Here is a 19,668-nt window from a genome sequence, read left to right on the forward strand (position 1 = left end):
CGGCCTGATTGTATAATATTCTTAGATATGATTTTTTCTGTCGTCATTAATTAAAATTTATTGTAACAAAGTTTAAATATTTTTCAGTAGGACTTAATTTTGGATCAATTTATAAATGTCTTTGGAGAGTTTAAAAGCTCTGAAGAAGAGAGAGAGTATTTAGAAAATGCATGGAATAAGGACTCTTTCTATATTCGTTACTCTTATCTCACTTGTTGTATTTTGATGCTTTTTGCTGGCCTTTTCGCTGATTACCAAAGGACATTCTTTTATGGTTCTCCCAATATACTTACTGCCTTAAGAGTGGGGCTTGTAGCATATGGACTCTACTTTGTTTATTCGTGGAGAAATAAGGCATATAGTGAAAAAGTTGAGGTCCATCTTTTTTATATTAAACTTCTATCAGTCATTATTGTCGCTGCTCTAACATTTATGGTTCAAGGAAGAAGTTCGACTCTTCTTGCTGGTGTTATGATTATGACGACTTCATTTTATGTCATGCTTCCTGGGCGACTAAATTGTATCATTTGGAATTGTGTTCTTTTATTATTAGTATTTTTAACAGTTCCTCTTTTAAATCCTGAAGCAGACGTAGCAAATCATGGCTATCGCGTTTTTATTCTCGTTTCTTTAAATATTGTTCTCTTTGCGTTTCGTTCCATGTTTAATCGCGCTTGGCGACTGTTTCATATTTCGAATAGACGACTTGCTGAAATGAATAAGACTAAAGATGATGTCATCTCAACAATTGCACATGATCTAAAGAGTCCTCTTCAAGTCATTATGTCTTCAGCTCAAGCTGTAACACGTTCAAATCGAGAACTAAGTACGGAAAGAATTCAAAGCTATCAAAATAGAATTTTAAAAGCAGCTCGAAAAACGGATGATCTTTTAAGGGACCTCTTATCTTGGGCCATAACAAGTAATGAAAGTTTAGGCTATGATCCTAAAGATACAAATATAAAGCCAACAATTGAGAAGGCCATTGAATTTGCAATTGAATTGGCCCAGACAAAAGAACTTGATATTGATGTCGACCTTGAAGATTATGTTCTAAATCACGATAGCGTTATGATAGAGACTTGTATTAGAAATATTATTTCCAACGCAATCAAATTCACTCCTGAAGGTGGAAAGATTAATGTCAAAGGTCAACATGATGAAAATGGATATCAGATTGAAGTTGTTGATCAAGGAGAAGGCGTTCCTGATGTTGTCATCAATGGACTTGCAAGTGGTAACACATTCCATGTTAAGCAAGGTACGAAAGGTGAGAAGGGAACTGGTATTGGCTTAAAATTAGTTCATTCATTCTTGGAAAAACATAACGCAAAATTATTAATTGAAAACTTACCAGATTGTGGGTCTCGAGTAACTCTAAACCTACCTCTTGTTTAAGTGCCTCTATATTTTACAATTCTTTGAGCAAGAGCATTTTCTTTTGAAATATCTCCACTTGTGATGGCCCATAAGTTAAAGACTAGATTCTTATCTTGTCCAAGCTTTATCAACCTCTTCTCTTTCAAGCTTTGCTTTACTACGCTTCTAGGTAGAAATGCGGCAACTCCACCGTGCTCGACCGCAGACTTTATTAAAGATGAGTCTGTAAATTCACTAACAATCTTTACCGAAAGATTATTAATTTCAAAATAGTCTTCAATATTGCGTCCAAGTACACAGATCTCTGGATAATTAATTACTTTCTTATTACTTAAGCAATTTGGAAACTTACCCTTAAAGCTATTTTTAGAAGCTGCAACACAAACTAATGGTTCTGCCTTTAATTTGTGAGCAATGAGCTTCTTTGAACGGCCTGTATACTCAGTATCCGAGAGAATTAAGTCTAGTTTGTTATTTGCTATATCTTTATAAAGGGAGTCGAGATCCTTTTGATAGATTTGTATTTTTAAATGTGGATTGATGATAAGTGGTTTTAGGAAGTCATAGATAACATCATTAGGTACCCATGGAACAGTTCCAACTTTTATAATTGTTATAAAATCATCATTATTAGACTTGAGATATTGAATCATCTCCTCTGAGTGTCGAAAGATTTTTCGTGCATACTCCATAACGACAATTCCATTGTCGTTTAAAACAAGCTTCTTGCCCAAGCGGTCAAATAGTTTCTTCTCAAGATCTTCTTCTAGTAAACGCAATTGATGACTCAGTGCTGGTTGAGTAATATTAAGCCTCTTAGAAGCTTTAACAATTGAGCCCTCTTCTGCAATTGTCAGGAAGTACTTGAGATGATTGAAATTGATCTTATACATAAAGCACCTATATAGATTTAACATTATATATCCATAATCTTATATGCATTTAATTTATAAGTCTATTTGCGTTAGGTTATTACTAACAAATAGAAATCGTTCAACAAAAAAAAGGATGGTTATGAGCAAAATGACTAATAAATTAACTCAACTAAAAATAGAAGATCGTGATCTACATACAAAGACTCACGAATTACGTGATATGGGATTAATCCCAGGGACAATGTATGGACCAAATGTTGAGAATACTCCTGTTAGAGCATCTGAATTAGACCTTAAAAAGGCCATCAGTAAAACAGGTGAGGTCTATGAAGTTAAGTCAAAGAAACGTACTATCTTTGTAAAGTTTGAAGAAATACAAAGAGACCCTGTTTCAAAGGAACTTGTTCACTTCTCTCTTGTTGAATTACCTAAAGGTGAAACAAATGAGGTTGAAGTACCTATTGTTGCAATGGGTGAGCCAGCTGGACGTAAGAAAGGTGGTGTGCTTGTTTTAATGCACGATAATATCACTCTTAGCGGTACTCCAAAAGATATGCCTGCAAAGGTTGAAATTGATGTTTCAGGGCTTGATATTGCGGAGAATTTAACCGTAGCTGATATGAAGTTACCTAAGAAGGTTGAGGCAATGATGGACATGGAAGAAGTTATTGCTATATGTCGACCACCTGCTAAAGAGGAATCAACAGAAGAAGAGAGCTCTGATGAGATGATGCTAGAGTCATAATTTCTTAAAATCTATTCATTCGACATAAATTAACTAAGCCTAGGTATTGCCTAGGCTTTTTTTATGATATCTTTTAATAATGAAAATTACTATCGCTGGTGCTTCTGGCTTTATAGGTCATCATCTTATTCAAAAACTTAATGGGATTCATGATGTTAGAGGCCTTGGTCGATCTCGTAGTTCCTCTAATCGTCCGAATGAGGCGAGTTTTGAGTGGAGGTCATGTGATCTTTTCTCTTACCAGAGTATTAAAAATTCTCTAGAAGATACTGATGTTGCAGTATACCTTGTCCATTCAATGTTGCCATCATCAAAATTATTTCAAGGAAGTTTTCAAGATACAGATTTAGTACTAGCAGATAACTTTGCCAAGGCCTGTGTAAAAAATAATGTAAAGCAGATCGTTTATCTTGGTGGGTTAGTTCCGGATGGAGAAACAAGTACTCACTTAAAAAGTCGCTTGGAAGTTGAAGAAGTTTTCCAGTCTTGTAAAATCCCTACGACAATTTTAAGAGCGGGAATGATTGTTGGAAATGGTGGATCTTCTTTTGAAATTTTAAAGAATCTTGTTCTAAACCTTCCTGCAATGATTCTGCCATCCTGGACTAAGAGTCGTACTCAGCTCGTTTATATTGATGACTTAACAGATATTTTCAAAAAAGTAGTAGGCAACCCAAAGTTCTATAATAAGTGCCTTAATATTGTTAATGGTGAAAAGGTCACCTATGAACAATTAATAAGAGAGACGGCCACTCATATTGGTAAGAGATGTCCAATGATACCTGTTCCAATTAATTATTTAAGCCTTTCAAAATGGTGGGTGAGTACTTTTGGTGAGGCTCCTTTTGAATTAGTTGCTCCTCTTGTGGATAGCCTTAAATGTCATTTACCAGTAGTTGAGGTGAATGAAGATATTAAGGACTGTATAAATTATCCAACATATAAATCTATGCTAGAGAAGATCTCAACTAATAAGTTTGAAAAATCAAAACGTTATAAAAAGCGTCGATTTGAACATAAGAATGTCCGATCAATTCAGCGCTTAGACAATCCGTCTCATTTCGATATGCAAAGAGTGGCCCAAGAGTATATGAATTGGCTTCCACGCTATATTCACTCGATTGTTTATGTGGAGCAAGATGATGAGATTGTTAAATTCAAATTGATAGGTTTAAAAAAGTCTCTACTTGCTCTTAAGAAAATCTCAAATACCTCAAACCTTAATCGAGTAAAGTTTCATATTGTGGGAGGTCTATTGTCTGGCTCAAAGAATACTGGCTGGCTCGAGTTTCGCGCTGTTGCCGAAGGACGCTACACAATAGTATCGGTTAATGAATTTAGGCCATATTTACCTTGGTATCTTTATCGCTATACACAAGCAGTTGTTCATTTATGGGTCATGAGGTCATTTAATAATTATTTGAATCATTTAAAAATCTCTTAAGTTTAGCTCCTTTTTTCACAGTGCTAAAATCTCAATCGTCTTATTAATTTAAAACTAGGAGGCGAATATGATGAGACGTTCAATTATTCCACGTAGAAATTCCAATCTCGCATCGAGCTTTTTTTCTGGAGATTCAATTGATAGCGACTTCAGAGAGATGATCAATGGTTTAGAGGATATTTGGCAGGGACGTGGTCTTTCAAGTGAAAGTGCAGGCTTTGGTGAAATGAAAGAAACGGATAATGCTTATTTACTAAGTGTTGATATGCCTGGAGTAAAAAAGGAAGACTTGAATATTCAAGTCGATAATGGACTCGTTACAATTGAAGCAACTCGTAAAACATTATTTGAAAATGGTGGGGGAGAAACAAGAAGAATCTCTCGAAGTATCACTGTTCCTCAGACAATAAATCGTGATGAGGTTCAAGCTCAAATGCAAGATGGTATCTTGTATTTAGCTTTACCAAAAAGCGCTGAGAACAAGTCAAAGCGAATAAATGTATCGGATGCTAATGAAAGCTTCGTGAAGTTATTTGCCGATAGCAGTGATAAGTCTTCACACTAATCAAGGTAGATGAAAAGGGGAAGTTCACTTTCTAAGTGGACTTCTCCATTTCCAATATTTGAAAGAGTAAGGCTACTTAGCACTTCAACACTGGTCCAATCTAGTAATTTATATTTACACTCACCATAAATTTTAATTTTTTGCTTTTCTAGGCTAATAATTGAAAAGGGCCCGTCTTGTTTTATAATATGATGTCCAGCTGATACAACTTGAATCTTTTTATCAATATAACAAATTCGTCGATTTTTACTATCTTTTAAAAAATGGTGAATAGAGCCTAGATTAAAGAGTTGATGATCGGCTCTTCCGCCACTAAAGCCAAAGAAGTACAAATTTGTAATATTCTTGGGAATCAGTTCTAGGGCCGCATCTAAGTCGGATAAGTCTTTTTCACGATTAAGTCTTATATCAATATTAAAATCACTTATATTTGAATCATTATCACCAATTGAAAGAGAGGCTACTTTAGATGGGCGGTAGTGGTTTAGGCCACCATCAACATAAATAGAAGCTAGCTCACTATTTAAAATTGAAGCATCGTTCAGCATTGGCCCAATTATTTGCAGTGTGTCGCACTCTTTAATCTTTAATAAGAATTCATCATAAGTCATAGGTCCATTATGTGATGTCTCGTTTAACTTGTATTGACGCCGTGCAGATGGCGATTTATGGGTACAAAAGTTGTTTAAAATGATAAAAGTAAGAGTGGTTAATTTAAAAGTAACTTTATATTCAATATTTTTGTTCTTTGCTTTCTCTAGTCAGGTGTTTTCCAAGGCAGCCGACTCCTTTCATATTTTAATACTTCATTCGTATTCTCCTGATAGTTCTTGGACTTCACAATTAGATCACTCCATTCGTAAGAATATAGATGATGAAAACTATAGAATAATTACTTACTCCGAGTATATGGATACAAAAAGGCGCTCTTCACAGGACTACCTAAAAAGCTTGGAAGATTTTTATAAACAAAAATATCAAAAGACTAAGATTAATTTAATTATTACTACTGATGATAATGCATTTCATTTTGCTATGAAGAATCGAAGCTCAATATTTAGAAATGCACCTGTCGTATTTACCGGCCTAAATGGAATTAATGATAAGAGATTTGATGAATATGAGAAAGTAGGTGGCTACACTGGTGTTGTCGAATCATTTGAGATTATAAAGATGGTAAAAACAGGCTTAAGGATTCATCCTAAAGCTAAAAAGATCTATATTTTAAACTCTATACATGAAAATTCAGGTCTCTATTTAAAACAAGAATTTAAAAAAGCTTTTGAAGAGTTTAAGCCTTCACAGGAAATCGTTTATCTTGAAGATTATGCAATACAAGACTTATATAAGAAGCTTGGTGAACTAGATGAAAATTCTTTTATTTTGTTTGGAGCATTCTCACGAGATAAGAATGGTACTTTTCTAAACTTTGAAAAAAGCTTAGAAAGGATGAGTGGTTACGCAGGAATTCCAATTTATGGTTTTTTGAAATACTATTTACCTCATGGATTAACTGGAGGCTACTTTGTAAGTAGCGAGGTTTATGGAGAGCAAGCTGCAATTTTGGCCAATCATATTATAGGGGGACGTAATGTCGATGAATTGCCAATCGTTTTAAAGGCACCTGCTCCAATCCTCTTTGATTATCAAAAGATTGTTAAATACAATATTGATATTTCTAAACTTCCTGAGAATGCACAAATTATTAACCAGAAGAATAAACTTCAAAACTTTTATCAAGAATATACAATTGAGTTTTGGATTATTCTCTTTTCATTTATAAGTTTAATCTCAAGTGTTTTTATCCTTTCATATTATTTTAATCAGCAAAAAAATCATAAGAAAGCAGTTCTGCGTATTAATGAAGAATTAGAAAAAAGAGTTGAGGATAGAACAAAGCAGCTTATTGAGCAGCAATCCAAACTTATTAACTCTGCAAAACTAGCTTCTATTGGTGAAATGGCAAGTGGAATAGCTCATGAGATCAATAACCCTCTTACTATTATTGATCTATCGGCCCACCGTTTAAAACAGAATGCGGATAACGAATTAGTTGAAAAGTCGGCCCAGAAAATTAAAGATACAGTTCAGAGAATTACAAAGATTATTCAAGGACTAAAGCAATTAGCAAAAGAAGATGACTCGCTTTCTCCTGAGCTCGTAAATATACGTGAGGCCATTGATGATGTTATCTCAATCTGTCAGGCAAGATTCAAAGATAATGAAATTGATTTCAAGGTAAATATCGCAAATGATCTTAAGGTTACTGGCGGCGCTGTTCAGATATCTCAAGTAATTCTAAACCTTTTAAATAATGCCTTTGATGAATTAGTGGAAAGTGAAGGGAAGCGTTGGATTAAATTAGAGGGGAAAAGAGATAATGACATGGTGGAAATCTCAGTAACTGACTCCGGAGATGGTATTCCTCAAGAGATACGTGAGCGCATAATGGAGCCGTTTTTTACAACGAAAGTTGATAAGAAGGGGACTGGTTTAGGCTTAAGTATTTGTAAGAATATTATCGAGCATCACCGCGGGCGTCTATTTGTTGATACATCATCCTCTAATACGAGATTTGTGATTCAAATACCTTCTATCTCCTAGATTGACACTAGATTTTTAACACTTAAGCATTTCATTTATAGGATAAAGTGTTATTATTTATAGGTGCTATATTTAAAGACTTTACTCACATTTCTTTTCATTTTTATTTCAAGCTCTCTGCATGCTCAAGTCAAAGGAGATCTGAATATTGTCGTTCTCCATTCTTATAGCCAAGAAAATGATTGGACAAATAGAATTGCACAAGGATTTAAGAGTAATATTAATTCTTCAAAGTATAGTAGGGTTGATTTTTTTACCGAGTATATCGATAGTAAGCGCTTTTATGGAGATGATTTTGATCAGTCATTAAAGAACTTATATTTTAATAAGTTTAAAACTCTTAGTGTTGACTTGATTGCGACTACTGATGATTATGCTCTTGATTTTGCCTTAAAGTATCGAAAGGAAATTTTTAATAACGCTCCAATTATCTTTAGTGGTATCAATGGTTTTGATAAGAGAAAGCGTGAGCTTTATAAGAGAGATAAAAGCTTTACAGGGATTCTCTCAATTCTAGATGTTAAAAAGAATATCGAACTCGCTTTAAGACTACAGCCAAAGGCCAAGAAGATAATCTTTATCAATACAAAGCACACTCCATCAGGGAGATATTTCAAAGGGCAATTTGAAGATGGCGTTAAGCCCTTTCTTTCTCAATATGAAGTAGAGTATATTGAAGACTTAAGCTTTGAAGAACTTTATAAGAGGTGTCGTAACTTTAAAGATGATGCTGTTGTATTCTATGGAGGATATTCACGTGATCGCCTTAATCAACATGCTCGATTTCGCGATGTCATAAGTAATATAAGTCGTAACTCAACTCTTCCTGTCTATGGCTTCACTGATTTTTACTTAAATTATGGCCTTGCTGGTGGCCATGTTGTAAGTGGTTTTGAGCAAGGTAAGTCTATGGCAAAAATGGCCAATGATTATCTAAGTGGAAAAAAAGTCGAAGATATTCCTATTATTAAAAACCCACAAAACCCTTTGATTCTCGATTCTAAACTTTTAAAGAAATATAATATTGATTTTAAAAGGATCCCATCAAATGCAAGGGTCATTTACCATCACGGGAAGCTTTATAATTTATACACTAGTTATAAGAAAGAATTTTGGTTGACTCTATTGTCATTTATCGTTCTTCTCATTAGTAGTGGCGTACTCTATTATTTTTCTATTAAGCAAAAAGAATTTAAAGAAAGCTTAATTACTCTCAATAATATTCTTGAAGAAAAAGTACAAGAGAGAACAAAACAATTAATTGATCAGCAGTCTAAGCTTGTTAACTCCGCTAGGCTAGCTACAATGGGTGAGATGGCAAGTGGAATCGCACACGAGATTAATAACCCTCTAGCAATTATTGACTTAACTGCTGGTCGAGTAAAACAAAGAACCAAGGTTGAAAGTAACTTCAAGCAAATCAATAGAATAAATACAACTGTATCTCGTATATCTAAAATTATAAAAGGTTTAAAACACTTATCTAAAGACGGTGAAAAGTCTAAGAAAGAAAACTTCTTATTAATGGAATCGATTGAAGATGTTAACTCTCTTTGCCAAGAAAGGTTTAAGGAATATGATATCACTTTCAATGTGGAGGTTGATCCAGAGCTTAAGGTTTATGGCTCACTTGTTCAAATTGGGCAGATGCTCTTAAACCTGCTTAATAATTCTTTTGATGAGCTAATATCAAAAAAAGACAATCGATGGATTACACTTAAAGCTGAAAGAGTTTATCTAAGAGATAATAAGAGTTATGTTGAGATTTCAATTACTGATTCCGGTAAAGGAATAAAGAAAGAGGATCAATCAAAGTTGATGGACCCATTCTTTACGACAAAAGCAGATAAGAGGGGGGCCGGCCTAGGTCTTACTGTCTGTTCTAATATTATTTCTAATTATGGGGGAGAGTTCTTCTATGATGCAGAATGTGAAAATACTCGCTTTGTTATGCGCCTGCCAGACTTAAATGACCAGCAGGCCGTTTCTTAATTATTGAGCTCTACGGTCAAAAATAAGTCTAACTCGATTTTCGTCACATACGTTATTTTCTTCATTTAAGATATCCACTGCTATATATCGAATACCTCGTTTTGATGCTGTATAAGTAGCAGATTGAAGTTTACTTTTTAAAAGCTCTTCATTTTCTAAACAAGACTTAGAATCACCATCAGTTTGTGACATCGTATAATCGAGATCAAGGGTTCTGGTTTCTCTTGCTCGGTTAAAGAAGAGTCCAAATTGACAGACTTGTCCGTTATTTGTTGACCAGCTTGTTTCAATTGAAAAAGTATTTAGGTCTTTATCTGCAGTTAGTAGATTAAAATTAATGCCTCTTTCTAAAAAGACTTTTGGTGTTTGAGTATATTCAACCTTATAACGACGAATGAATTTTCCACAATCAAAGCCCGTACCTTTTACAATATATGTTGTACCTGCTGGTAGAGGCCATATTTGTGCAAAAACGCTACTAGTTAGAATTGTTGCTAATAGAATGATTCTCTTCATTATAGGCTCCTTAGGAATTTAATTAGATCTTCTCGATTCGACTTTTTTAATTTTAAAAAGTTTTCTTTGGCCTCTTTTGCCTCGCCACCGTGCCAAAGAATTGCTTCTTTTAGATTTCTTGCTCTTCCATCATGAAGAAAACGAGTGTGCCCATTTATCTTCTTTATTAGGCCAAGACCCCAAAGAGGAGGAGTTCTCCATTCTCTTGTTGTTGCTTGAGCTTCATTCTTATACTCTCTGATATCATCTGCAAGGGCATCGCCCATATCGTGTAGAAGCATATCAGTATAAGGATATATCTTTTGATTATTTAAGACTTTAAACTTTGACTGATTTCCAGTTGTATAACTTGGAGTGTGACAAGCTTGGCAACTAATTTGATTAAAAACCTTTTGACCGCTTTTTACTCTTGGGTCATCAAAGTTTCTTCTAACTGGAACTGATAGAAGTTGAGTGTATTCTGTTACGCGATTTAAAAGGTGCTTTGAAATATCACTTTTAGTTTTCTTTTCTTCACAATCAAGTTGTACGTAAGTACATTCTTCTTTTGGGAAAAGATAACTCGTAATTCCTATATCACCAACAAAGGCCGCTGCGTTTTGCTCAAGAAGACTAGGCTTTCCTGCTTTCCACCCAAAGCGTCCTAGTACTTCTCTTTGTTCGACAATCGAGAAGACCCGATTTACTCGACCTGAAATACCATCACCATCTCTATCTTCAGGATCAGATTTTTCAAGGATATCTTCTTCCTTAATATTTTCTAATAAGCCTAGGCCTATCATTTGTGGCCCAACACGTGGAGAAATTATGGTATTATCACCAAAATTACCTTGAGATAATTTTCTAAAGATATAATTTGGTTTCCTTAATTCATAAGTTTCACCATCTGCAAAACTTCCAATGATGGTTTCAAATTTAACAAAGACTTCACCTTCGCCTTTTACACCTTCGATACTATGTGGCTGAAATTGGCCACCGTATTTTTCATGCTCAATGACTTCTCCATTTTCTTTTATCTGTCTAAGACGAAAGAGAAGAGAAATATCTGTTGGCCCGTCAGTATCTGGTAGTCCTCGACCACGGCCATCGAGAAAGTGGCATGCAGTACAAGATGTCGCATTAAAGACTGGTCCTAGTCCGTCCCGTAGGGGAGTTGATGAAGGGGCCGTAACCCATGCTCCTTTAAAGAAGCTATTTCCAGTTTGAAAGTAGCGACGAAGCATTCCTCTGGTTCCCGCCATTGGATGAGAGAAGGCATTAACTGAAAGATCCAGTGTAGTCCCGGCACCGGCCGGGTACTTTTCACTGGAGTATGTATTAAAAGATAATACAAAGAAAAATGTTAAGATTAAACTTCTTACCACTGTACTGGAGTCTCTAATTCTTCAGATAGTTCAACAAGTTCAATGGCAAGCTCTTCCATTTCTTCAATAGAAGCTAGGATATCAACTCTAGCATTCTCATCAAGGATTGCTTGATCAAATGGTACAGGGAGACCTGCTAGCATTTTGTTGATCTTTGCAACTCGAGTATTAATTGCATCTGATAAAACTGTGTTTTCAGTTAGGCTTAGAATTCCCGTTGCCTTTAGGATATTTGCGACACCCCAGAAGTTCCACTGAATATCCATGTGAGTCATATCTGAGAAACATGAGTGCTCATCTTCTTGTCCCATTGTCTCCCAAGCTACGAACATTCTTTCACCAGATAATTCGTCACCTGACATATAGATCATTCCTGCAAGGATATTATTAAGAGCTTCTTTTTGATTCTTAGCTACAAATTCAGCTCTATAATTATTCTTATTAGGCTCCCATGCATCAACAAGAGTTTGAAGATGATCAATAAGAAGATCTGTTGCTACAGATAGGTAAGTTGCACGTCTTTGAGCGTTTTGCCCAAGGCCAATTACGTAGTCAGTATATGAGCGATTACCTGGACCAGTTGCAGAAAGGTCTTGTCCCCAAAGTAGGAATTCAATTGCATGATATCCTGTTGAGATATTCTTCTCTCCATTTAATTCATTTAAAGAAGAAAGTAGGTCTTTCGTAATTACAGGATAGTCAGCAACATTATTTACGATACCTGCATTTGGAGCACCTTCAACATAATCGATATATGCTTCATCTAGAGGCCATGCATTTAAAAGTCCCTCTGGGCCTTGATCACTATCAATTGGTCCATTGTAGAATCTAAAAACTTCAGATTGGCCATATGGAGCTCTTGCTTGCTTCCATGATTCTCTGGCCATCTCTAGAGTCATAACCCCTGGGTTTGAAATAAAGAATTCAACGTCTTCCTGAAGGATAACTGCTCTATCAAGTGAGTCAGAATAAGTGTTATAAACGAGATCAGCATAATTATTAATTACAGTTTGTGTTGTCGTAGCTGCAGAAATACTTAAGCCAAAACCTAGTGAAATCGATAAGATAGACTTTTTTATCATTGTTTGATCCTTTGTTTGTTATATTGCTTGTACAAAAGGTTATATTTTAAAACATTGGTTTGATACCTCAAACAGTGTGTTACTTCAACAGTAAAGTTTAATTTTTATAGTAAATAGACTTTGTTTGCATCGAGTGTTTTAATTTTGTCTATGAATTCTCATAAGTTAGTAATACTTACGTTTATTTGCTTTTCTTGCTTGGGGCTTCCAATTGGTCACGAGTCTGGATTTCTTGGAAATACGACATCACGTCCGGGAGATATTGGGGCCGCACTCGTTTTTCCATCTGCCACGGCCTTTACTAAATATGACGATATAAAGATTTACTTTGGTCTAATTTATACGCGTCAAGAGATTGGCTCAATTGGAGATAGCGAACTTGAAGGGACGGGAAGTAGTTTTGAGAGTCAGTTCATTCCATACTTCACCGGGTTTGCTGGAGAGCTCTTTGGTTTAACATTTACAAATTTTGTAACTTACTCTGGTACAAATAACGGGCAATTTGACTTGAATATTCCAAGTATTAGTGGCGGCGGTAAGGCCAATGTTCAATTTGAAGAAACAGTTCTTGGGATCTCTGTTGCTAAAAAGTATGAAAGGTTCTCACTGGGGGCAAGTTTCAGCCTCGAGATACAAGGTAGTAAAACTTTTTCAACTTTTGAAGGGGTAAGTGGTGGTAACACTTTTCTTCAAACGACTAATAATATTACAAAGTTTATTATTATAAACTCCATTATAAGTGCTTCTTATAAAGAAGAGAGGCATTTCTTTAGTGCAGGTCTGGACTTTCCTGGTATTAAATATTCCTCTTCCTCACGAACTGAAACTTTTCTATTAGAAGATGGTAGTGGTGATGTTATTCGCTTGAAAAGTGAAAATAAACCGGACTACAAAAGCAATACAAGCCTAAACTTAGGCTATAGTTATTTAAGTGCTAACTGGGCCCCCTCTGTTGATCTATTTTATGATCTGAAAAATATTGATATTAATATTTCAAGAAATGAAGACCGAAATAGGGCCAATTTCTCTGATGATGTTTTGATAAAATTTGGCCTGCGCTCACCTGAACTTAAGCTACCTACCAACAGAGTTTTTAAAGGATCGACTTATTCATATCTTTTTGGACTCCAGTATCGACAAATTGATACCGTCAATGAGTCTACAGATGAGGAAAATACAGGACGCACTTATCAATTCTCGTTTGGCTTTAAATTGGCCAATCGAAAGACAAGTCCAATCTTTGGAGTCTATTATGAAGATGAAAAGAGTACTTCTAATTCAGGCAGTAAAGTCTTTGGTTTAATGTATTCTTCGAATTATAATATTTTTGATTAATTTATGTAGACTTGAATCCATAATATGGTGTAATAAGTCTCGTTCTATTTAGGCTTTCTCTGGAGAATTATTATGAGCACAATGGCCCAATTTTTTAGTAACAATTATCGTCACTTTAATGCCGCTTCACTTGTTGATGCATCAAAGGCATATGTTGATCATTTAAAGAGTGGGAAGAAGATGATGATCACTCTTGCTGGTGCTATGAGCACAGCAGAGTTAGGTGTCAGTCTTGCTGAAATGATCCGCCAAGATAAAGTTCAAATAATCTCTTGTACTGGTGCAAACCTTGAAGAAGATATCATGAACTTAATCGCATACAATCACTATAAGCGTATTCCAAATTATAGAGACCTAAGTCCAGAGGAAGAAGAGGAGCTTCTAGCACAAGGCTTTAACCGCGTAACAGATACTTGTATTCCTGAGGAAACAGCTTTTAGAAAGTTACAAAAATATCTTTTTGAAGAGTGGTCAAATGCTGCAAAAGCAGGTGAGAGGCTTTTTCCACACGAGTTCTTATATCGCATCCTTCGCCGAGAAGATTTTGCCAAAGAATTTGAAACAGATGCTAAGAATTCTTGGATGATGGCAGCTTGTGAAAAGAACCTACCAATTATCGTTCCTGGTTGGGAAGATTCAACAACAGCAAATATCTTTGCTTCTTACTGTCTAACAGGAGAGCTTGAGCCGTCACTCGTTAAAAATGGAATTGAATATATGATGTTCCTTGCTAAGTGGTATCCAGAAAATTGTGGAGATAGCGGCATTGGCTTCTTCCAAATCGGTGGTGGAATTGCAGGTGACTTCCCAATTTGTGTTGTACCAATGCTTAATCAAGATATGGAAGATGATGTTCCTCTTTGGTCATACTTTTGCCAAATCTCTGATTCAACAACAAGTTATGGTTCTTATTCTGGAGCTGTACCAAACGAGAAAATTACTTGGGGTAAACTATCTTCTAAGACTCCAAGATTCATTATCGAATCTGATGCGACAATCGTTGCACCACTAGTTTTTCATTACGTGTTGGAAAACTAAGATCATTGCTCTAAGATAGAAGGGCATGAGAATACGATTTCTATATAAGCTAGGGGCATTCTTTTTAGGATGCCTTTTTTGTTTTATCCTCCATTCAAAGGCCGGTTGGTCTCCCGTTTTAGCATCTGCTTCAGTGGGACTTATTGGAAGTTTTCTTCCTGTGAATTCAAATATGCGTGCGGCCATTTATAGTGGAAGCTTTGCAGGGATGTGTTCTAGTGAATTAGTTTCTAATTATTGGGAGATATTTGGGATTTCATTAATTGGAGCTGTAATCTATCTCTACTCACTCAAACTTTTTCAAGGCTTTGGTGGAAAACTCGGTACTATCGCTTTTGTGAGTGTTGCTCTCTTTTATTTAATTAAGGGGAGTATTATATGATCTCTTCAATAATTATTTCTATTATTGCAGGAATTTCAACATTTCAGCTTTCACAACTTAAAGCGTTTGGAATAATAAGATCATCAGCTTTTTTAAGTCTTATTGCATATGGTATTCTTTATTTGCTAACACCAAATTATGAATTATTATCCATTGTCTTCTTTGGCGCCTCTTTTGTGGGGATGAGTTGTCCTAGTCGAATGCATAATATTACAGTAACGATTAGTTCAATCATATTTGCAATTTTCTTTCATTATTTAGTCCCTCTGTTAAAGGGGTATGGAGGGGCGCTAGGACTAAGTGCCTTCTTAAGTGTGGCCATTATTCAATTATTCTTACATTTGTCTGGGAAACTTGCCACATCTCGCTAAGCCTGCCATCATTTTAACATGAAAAATCTTAACTATATTTTAGTGGCCTTATTAATATCAACATTTACATATGCAATTGAGACTGTTCAAGTTGTAGGAAGTATTGAAATCGATGCACCTATTGAAGAGGTTTTTGAATTTGTTGCAGATCCTATGAATGATCATATTTGGAGAAGTGAAGTAAATGAGATGACAACGAATACTCGTCATCTTAAAGAAGGAAGTATTTTTAGGGAAGATGCTTGGATTGGAATAAGAAAGCATTTTATAACGACAACTGAGCTAATTAAGCTAGACTATCCTCATCAGGCACTATTTGAGACTGTAAAATCAAATCCATACTTTTTAAGAAGTAACCGCTTATTTGAGGAAACACAAAATGGAACAACTTTTTCTTATGTTGTTGATTTTGATAAACGTATGATTAAAGAAACTTTTGGCTTTAATGCTAAACCTGAAGTTGTGGTAAAACTCTATTCTCTTCTTATGAAAAAGTATCTTTATAAGTTAAAGAAGAGTTTCGCGAATAATCATAAAAGCACCCATTACAATTAAGAAGTAGCCAAAAATCTTTTTTAGCTTCTCTTGTGGCAATTTATGAGTAAGTGCTGATCCTATTTGAGATCCAACAATTGCAAGAGCTGTGAAAATCGCAATAAATTGATAATCAAGTTCTAGGCCAGGGGAGTTAATAATATTTCCTACAAACCCAATCAATGAGTTTATTGCAATAATGAGAAGGGAAGTACCCACTGCTTTTTTCATGTCTACATGAAAGAAGTTCACTAGAGCTGGTACAATAAGAAAACCACCTCCAACACCAATTAAACCTGTGACAATTCCTACGACACTGGCCGCTAAGAATATAGTTAAATTAGATGTATTTTTAATTTTAACTTCTTTACCATTTTTAAGCATTGAAATTGAAGCAAGAAGCATAATTCCAGCAAAGATAAATAATTGCATCTGACCAGTTAGAAACTTTGCTAAGTAGGTTCCAAGATACGTTGAAAGCATGGTCATGGCACCAAATTGAAAGGCCAACTTCACAAGTACATTTCCATTCTTATAATGACGGAAAGTCCCCATGAATCCAGTCAAACCGACAATAGCAAGAGACATTGTAATTGCAATTTTAGGGTCAACTTTAACAATGTAGACTAGAATGGGAACCACTAGAATTGATCCTCCTCCTCCGAGAAGTCCTAAAGTTGTTCCAGCTATAAGTGCGAGTAGATAGGCCATGAATTATTCCTCCTTTAATTAGTATAGTAGATAAAATTTTCTTAAACATTGATGGGAATCAATGTCTTTTACTAGAAATTTATTTATTCTAGTGTAGGAGGAACTTATGGATAATTTAAAAATTGAAACATTTTTTGATGAACTAACTTATACCCTTACTTATGTCGTCTACGATAAAGAAACGAAGGATGCAGTTATAATTGATCCAGTTCTTGATTATGATCAGGCATCATCTTCTATAAGCTTTGAATCAGTTGAAAAAGTTACGAACTTTATTAAAGATGCAGGGCTTAAGCTACATTATGTTCTTGAAACTCATGCTCACGCAGATCACTTAACTGGAGCTTTAAAGTTAAAAGACTTTTTTCCAAACGTTAAAGTTGCAATAAATGAAAATATAAAAATTGTTCAAGATGTTTTTGGAAAACATTTCAATATGCTAGAGGAGCTAAAGCTAGAGGATTTTGATGAGTTCTTGCATGAAGATAAACCTATCCATGCAGGCTCTATTGAGATTAGTACGATCTTTACTCCTGGCCATACTCCAGCGTGTTCTTCATTTGTCATTGGCAATAATGTCTTTACTGGAGATGCCCTCTTTATGCCAGATTATGGTACTGGCCGTTGTGACTTTCCTGGTGGAGATGCAAATGCACTTTATGATTCTGTAAAGAATAAGCTATATGCATTACCAGATGATACTAATGTATATACGGGACATGACTATCAGCCAGGTGGCCGTGAGCTTAAGTATAAGAGTACCATTGGTGAGAATAAGAAGAGTAATATTCATTTAAAAGAAGATACTACACGTGAAGAGTACGTAAACTTTAGAACAAGTCGTGATAAGACTCTAAGTGCACCAAAGCTGTTATTACCAAGTATTCAAGTAAATATTCGTGGCGGGCATATGCCTCGTCCACAGGCCAATGGGGTAAGATACCTCAAAATGCCTCTCAGTTTTAAGGAATAAACTCTCTTTCTTCCTTAGGAGGAGCACTTAACTGTGCTCCTTTTTTTTCACTTCGGCCTTTATCTCTTCTTTTGCCTGCTCTTGGAGATCTTCAACTTCATCAAACTCATCCATAATCTCAATACCAAAGAATGTTTCCACAATATCTTCAAGAGTGATGACACCAAGAATTGTTCCATACTCATCTGAAACCATGGCAATATGTTCTTTTCCGCGAATAAATTTCTTAAATAGACTTCGAAGAGGTGTGCGACAATTTTCTATAGAAATCGGTCGCATAATATCCACTTCAAATAATTGCTTATCACAGTTTTTTTCAATGACATTCTTTGCGATATCTTCTTTATGAATATAGCCACAAATATCGTTCACTGTTTCACCAAAGCATGGAATACGAGTTACTGGTGCCTTTAAGTCATATACTTCTTTAATAGTTGAAGTCGTTTTAACCATAAAAACCTTTCTGGCCGGTGTCATGACTTCATCGATCGTTTTACGAGATGCCAATAGAGACTCACGTAAGAATTCACCCTCATCCTTTGCAAGTGCTTTTGTCTGAACACCCAGCTCAATCATCGACTCAACTTCTTCTCGACTCATCGTATGAGAGGGCTCATTTTTAAAGAACTTCATCAGTCCCATTGAAATAACAAGAACAGGCTTTAGAATGAAAATAAGTGGAGGCAACACTCTTAGTAAGAATGGAGTTAGACTTTTCCAATGTTGGTGGCCAAGTGACTTGGGAATAATTTCTGATAAGTATAGAATGGCCAGTGTTAAGACAACAGATACAGCAGAAAGATAAAACTCTAGGTTTGCCCCAGTGATTCCCATTTCTTTGAAAAGTTGAATGGATTCAGAACCTACACCTGCTGCACCGAGAGTGTGAGCAAAAGTATTTAAAGTTAAGATTGCTGAAATCGCTTCGTCTTTATTTGATGCATATTTCTTTAGAGAATTAGCAAATCCCTTATTTTGACGAACTGAAGCGAGAATAAAATTTGGAGTAATTGAGAGAAGAACGGCCTCCATGATGGAACACAGAAATGAAACCCCAATTGAGATTACGATATATACAATTAGCATTAGCTAGTTAACTCCTTGGCATAATTCTCGACGTATTAGAATAGCTTAAAGTCAGTCGGTATCCGTGTCAATTTAATTGTAGTGTTATTTGGTCAGGTAATTGTAAGATATTTGTCAGGAAAAAATGCTACTTTGGTGCCTGTGTTCATAAATGTGGAATAAAACTAGAGTTTGAGTTAAAATAGGGGGGCATTAAAACTCAAATGAGGTGAATATGAAAGTTTTAGATTTTATGACTAAAGATGTAACAACTTGTACTGAATCACAGACAGTTGGTGACGCTGCTAAAAAAATGATTGAACTAGGTATAAGTGTTATGCCTGTTGTAAATGATGAAGGTATTCTTACTGGAATCGTTACTCAGTCTGATTTCATCAGTAAAGAAGTTGAGATCCCGCATGCTCTTGTTTCTATAAAGAGACTATTTGGGCAAGACTTTAATCTAACAGATGTTGAAGATGTATATAAGAAGTCTAAGAATAAGACTTTAGCAGATGTAATGAGTCATAATGTTGTTACAGTCACAAGTGAAAATACTCTAAATGGCGTTGTTGAATTAATGATGTCTAAGCACCTTAAAAGAATTCCTGTTGTTGATGATGGAAAATTAGTAGGGATGATTACAAGAAAAGATATTTTAAAAGCATTTGAAAAATTAAGCTAAAATAAAA

Annotated in this window: 20 protein-coding genes; 13 read left to right on the top strand and 7 right to left on the bottom strand. The window is 35.3% G+C overall.

Translation table 11 applies throughout. The annotated features are described in order from the left end of the window. The first annotated feature begins 99 nt into the window (after nt 1–99). Nucleotides 100–1,398 carry a sensor histidine kinase KdpD gene (locus tag BALOs_RS04590; RefSeq protein WP_120404436.1) on the top strand — a complete coding sequence of 433 codons (1,299 nt, stop codon included), beginning with the start codon at nt 100–102 and terminating at the stop codon, nt 1,396–1,398. Here the strand turns inward: BALOs_RS04590 and BALOs_RS04595 are convergent. Beyond that, on the bottom strand, nt 1,395–2,273 hold the full coding sequence (locus BALOs_RS04595; RefSeq protein WP_162929548.1) for a LysR family transcriptional regulator: 879 nt from the start codon (nt 2,271–2,273) through the stop codon (nt 1,395–1,397). The genes BALOs_RS04590 and BALOs_RS04595 overlap by 4 nt on opposite strands. Nucleotides 2,274–2,394: 121 nt before the next feature. Between BALOs_RS04595 and BALOs_RS04600 the strand changes: the two genes are divergently transcribed. From BALOs_RS04600 to BALOs_RS04610, 3 genes are all read left to right on the top strand, one after another. Next, complete coding sequence (locus BALOs_RS04600; RefSeq protein ID WP_158536836.1) at nt 2,395–3,000, top strand: 50S ribosomal protein L25; 606 nt, start codon at nt 2,395–2,397, stop codon at nt 2,998–3,000. 79 nt (nt 3,001–3,079) lie between these two features. Continuing rightward, entirely contained in the window at nt 3,080–4,444 is a 1,365-nt protein-coding gene (locus BALOs_RS04605) for an NAD-dependent epimerase/dehydratase family protein (RefSeq protein ID WP_120404438.1), read from the top strand. A gap of 67 nt (nt 4,445–4,511) precedes the next feature. Next, complete coding sequence (locus BALOs_RS04610) at nt 4,512–5,009, top strand: Hsp20/alpha crystallin family protein (protein WP_115361015.1); 498 nt, start codon at nt 4,512–4,514, stop codon at nt 5,007–5,009. Here BALOs_RS04610 and BALOs_RS04615 read toward each other — a convergent pair. Beyond that, on the bottom strand, nt 5,006–5,620 hold the full coding sequence (locus BALOs_RS04615) for a hypothetical protein (protein ID WP_120404439.1): 615 nt from the start codon (nt 5,618–5,620) through the stop codon (nt 5,006–5,008). The two genes, BALOs_RS04610 and BALOs_RS04615, sit on opposite strands and share 4 nt — an antisense overlap. Before the next feature lie 298 nt (nt 5,621–5,918). Between BALOs_RS04615 and BALOs_RS04620 the strand changes: the two genes are divergently transcribed. Continuing rightward, nucleotides 5,919–7,613, top strand: coding sequence for an ATP-binding protein (locus tag BALOs_RS04620; RefSeq protein ID WP_162929549.1), 1,695 nt, complete (start codon nt 5,919–5,921; stop codon nt 7,611–7,613). Between the two features lie 63 nt (nt 7,614–7,676). Next, complete coding sequence (locus BALOs_RS04625) at nt 7,677–9,605, top strand: sensor histidine kinase (RefSeq protein WP_120404441.1); 1,929 nt, start codon at nt 7,677–7,679, stop codon at nt 9,603–9,605. Here BALOs_RS04625 and BALOs_RS04630 read toward each other — a convergent pair whose 3' ends face one another. From BALOs_RS04630 to BALOs_RS04640, 3 genes are read right to left on the bottom strand one after another with little or no spacing between them, the layout of a single operon-like run. Continuing rightward, nucleotides 9,606–10,121, bottom strand: a complete 516-nt coding sequence (locus BALOs_RS04630; protein ID WP_115361007.1) for a hypothetical protein — start codon at nt 10,119–10,121, stop codon at nt 9,606–9,608. Then, complete coding sequence (locus tag BALOs_RS04635) at nt 10,121–11,485, bottom strand: di-heme oxidoredictase family protein (protein ID WP_205570971.1); 1,365 nt, start codon at nt 11,483–11,485, stop codon at nt 10,121–10,123. The genes BALOs_RS04630 and BALOs_RS04635 overlap by 1 nt, the downstream gene beginning before the upstream one ends. Beyond that, nucleotides 11,479–12,567, bottom strand: coding sequence for an imelysin family protein (locus tag BALOs_RS04640; protein WP_120404443.1), 1,089 nt, complete (start codon nt 12,565–12,567; stop codon nt 11,479–11,481). Before BALOs_RS04640 ends, BALOs_RS04635 begins: the two co-directional genes overlap by 7 nt. 150 nt (nt 12,568–12,717) lie before the next feature. Between BALOs_RS04640 and BALOs_RS04645 the strand changes: the two genes are divergently transcribed. The 5 genes from BALOs_RS04645 to BALOs_RS04665 all read left to right on the top strand — a co-directional run bounded on the left by BALOs_RS04645 (nt 12,718) and on the right by BALOs_RS04665 (nt 16,248). After that, nucleotides 12,718–13,902, top strand: a complete 1,185-nt coding sequence (locus BALOs_RS04645) for a hypothetical protein (RefSeq protein ID WP_120404444.1) — start codon at nt 12,718–12,720, stop codon at nt 13,900–13,902. Nucleotides 13,903–13,974: 72 nt separating this feature from the next. Then, nucleotides 13,975–14,940, top strand: coding sequence for a deoxyhypusine synthase family protein (locus BALOs_RS04650; protein ID WP_115360999.1), 966 nt, complete (start codon nt 13,975–13,977; stop codon nt 14,938–14,940). 25 nt (nt 14,941–14,965) lie between these two features. Beyond that, complete coding sequence (locus BALOs_RS04655) at nt 14,966–15,322, top strand: hypothetical protein (protein WP_199506630.1); 357 nt, start codon at nt 14,966–14,968, stop codon at nt 15,320–15,322. Beyond that, complete coding sequence (locus BALOs_RS04660) at nt 15,319–15,693, top strand: hypothetical protein (protein WP_120404445.1); 375 nt, start codon at nt 15,319–15,321, stop codon at nt 15,691–15,693. The genes BALOs_RS04655 and BALOs_RS04660 overlap by 4 nt, the downstream gene beginning before the upstream one ends. A gap of 18 nt (nt 15,694–15,711) precedes the next feature. Further along, entirely contained in the window at nt 15,712–16,248 is a 537-nt protein-coding gene (locus tag BALOs_RS04665) for an SRPBCC family protein (protein WP_115360995.1), read from the top strand. Here BALOs_RS04665 and BALOs_RS04670 read toward each other — a convergent pair. Further along, complete coding sequence (locus tag BALOs_RS04670) at nt 16,201–16,938, bottom strand: sulfite exporter TauE/SafE family protein (RefSeq protein WP_115360992.1); 738 nt, start codon at nt 16,936–16,938, stop codon at nt 16,201–16,203. The genes BALOs_RS04665 and BALOs_RS04670 overlap by 48 nt on opposite strands. A 106-nt stretch (nt 16,939–17,044) precedes the next feature. Between BALOs_RS04670 and BALOs_RS04675 the strand changes: the two genes are divergently transcribed. Further along, nucleotides 17,045–17,911 (top strand): MBL fold metallo-hydrolase, encoded by an 867-nt coding sequence (locus BALOs_RS04675; protein ID WP_115360990.1) that lies wholly within the window; start codon nt 17,045–17,047, stop codon nt 17,909–17,911. Between the two features lie 27 nt (nt 17,912–17,938). Here the strand turns inward: BALOs_RS04675 and BALOs_RS04680 are convergent, their stop codons facing one another. Continuing rightward, a complete protein-coding gene (locus BALOs_RS04680; RefSeq protein WP_115360988.1) occupies nt 17,939–18,997 on the bottom strand; it encodes a CNNM domain-containing protein in 1,059 nt (352 codons plus the stop codon). 214 nt (nt 18,998–19,211) lie between these two features. Here BALOs_RS04680 and BALOs_RS04685 point away from each other — a divergent pair, with 214 nt between their 5' ends. Then, nucleotides 19,212–19,661 carry a CBS domain-containing protein gene (locus BALOs_RS04685; protein WP_115360986.1) on the top strand — a complete coding sequence of 150 codons (450 nt, stop codon included), beginning with the start codon at nt 19,212–19,214 and terminating at the stop codon, nt 19,659–19,661. Nucleotides 19,662–19,668 lie beyond the last annotated feature (7 nt).

This window comes from Halobacteriovorax sp. BALOs_7, from assembly GCF_003612895.1.
Taxonomy (GTDB): Bacteria; Bdellovibrionota; Bacteriovoracia; order Bacteriovoracales; family Bacteriovoracaceae; genus Halobacteriovorax_A; species Halobacteriovorax_A vibrionivorans.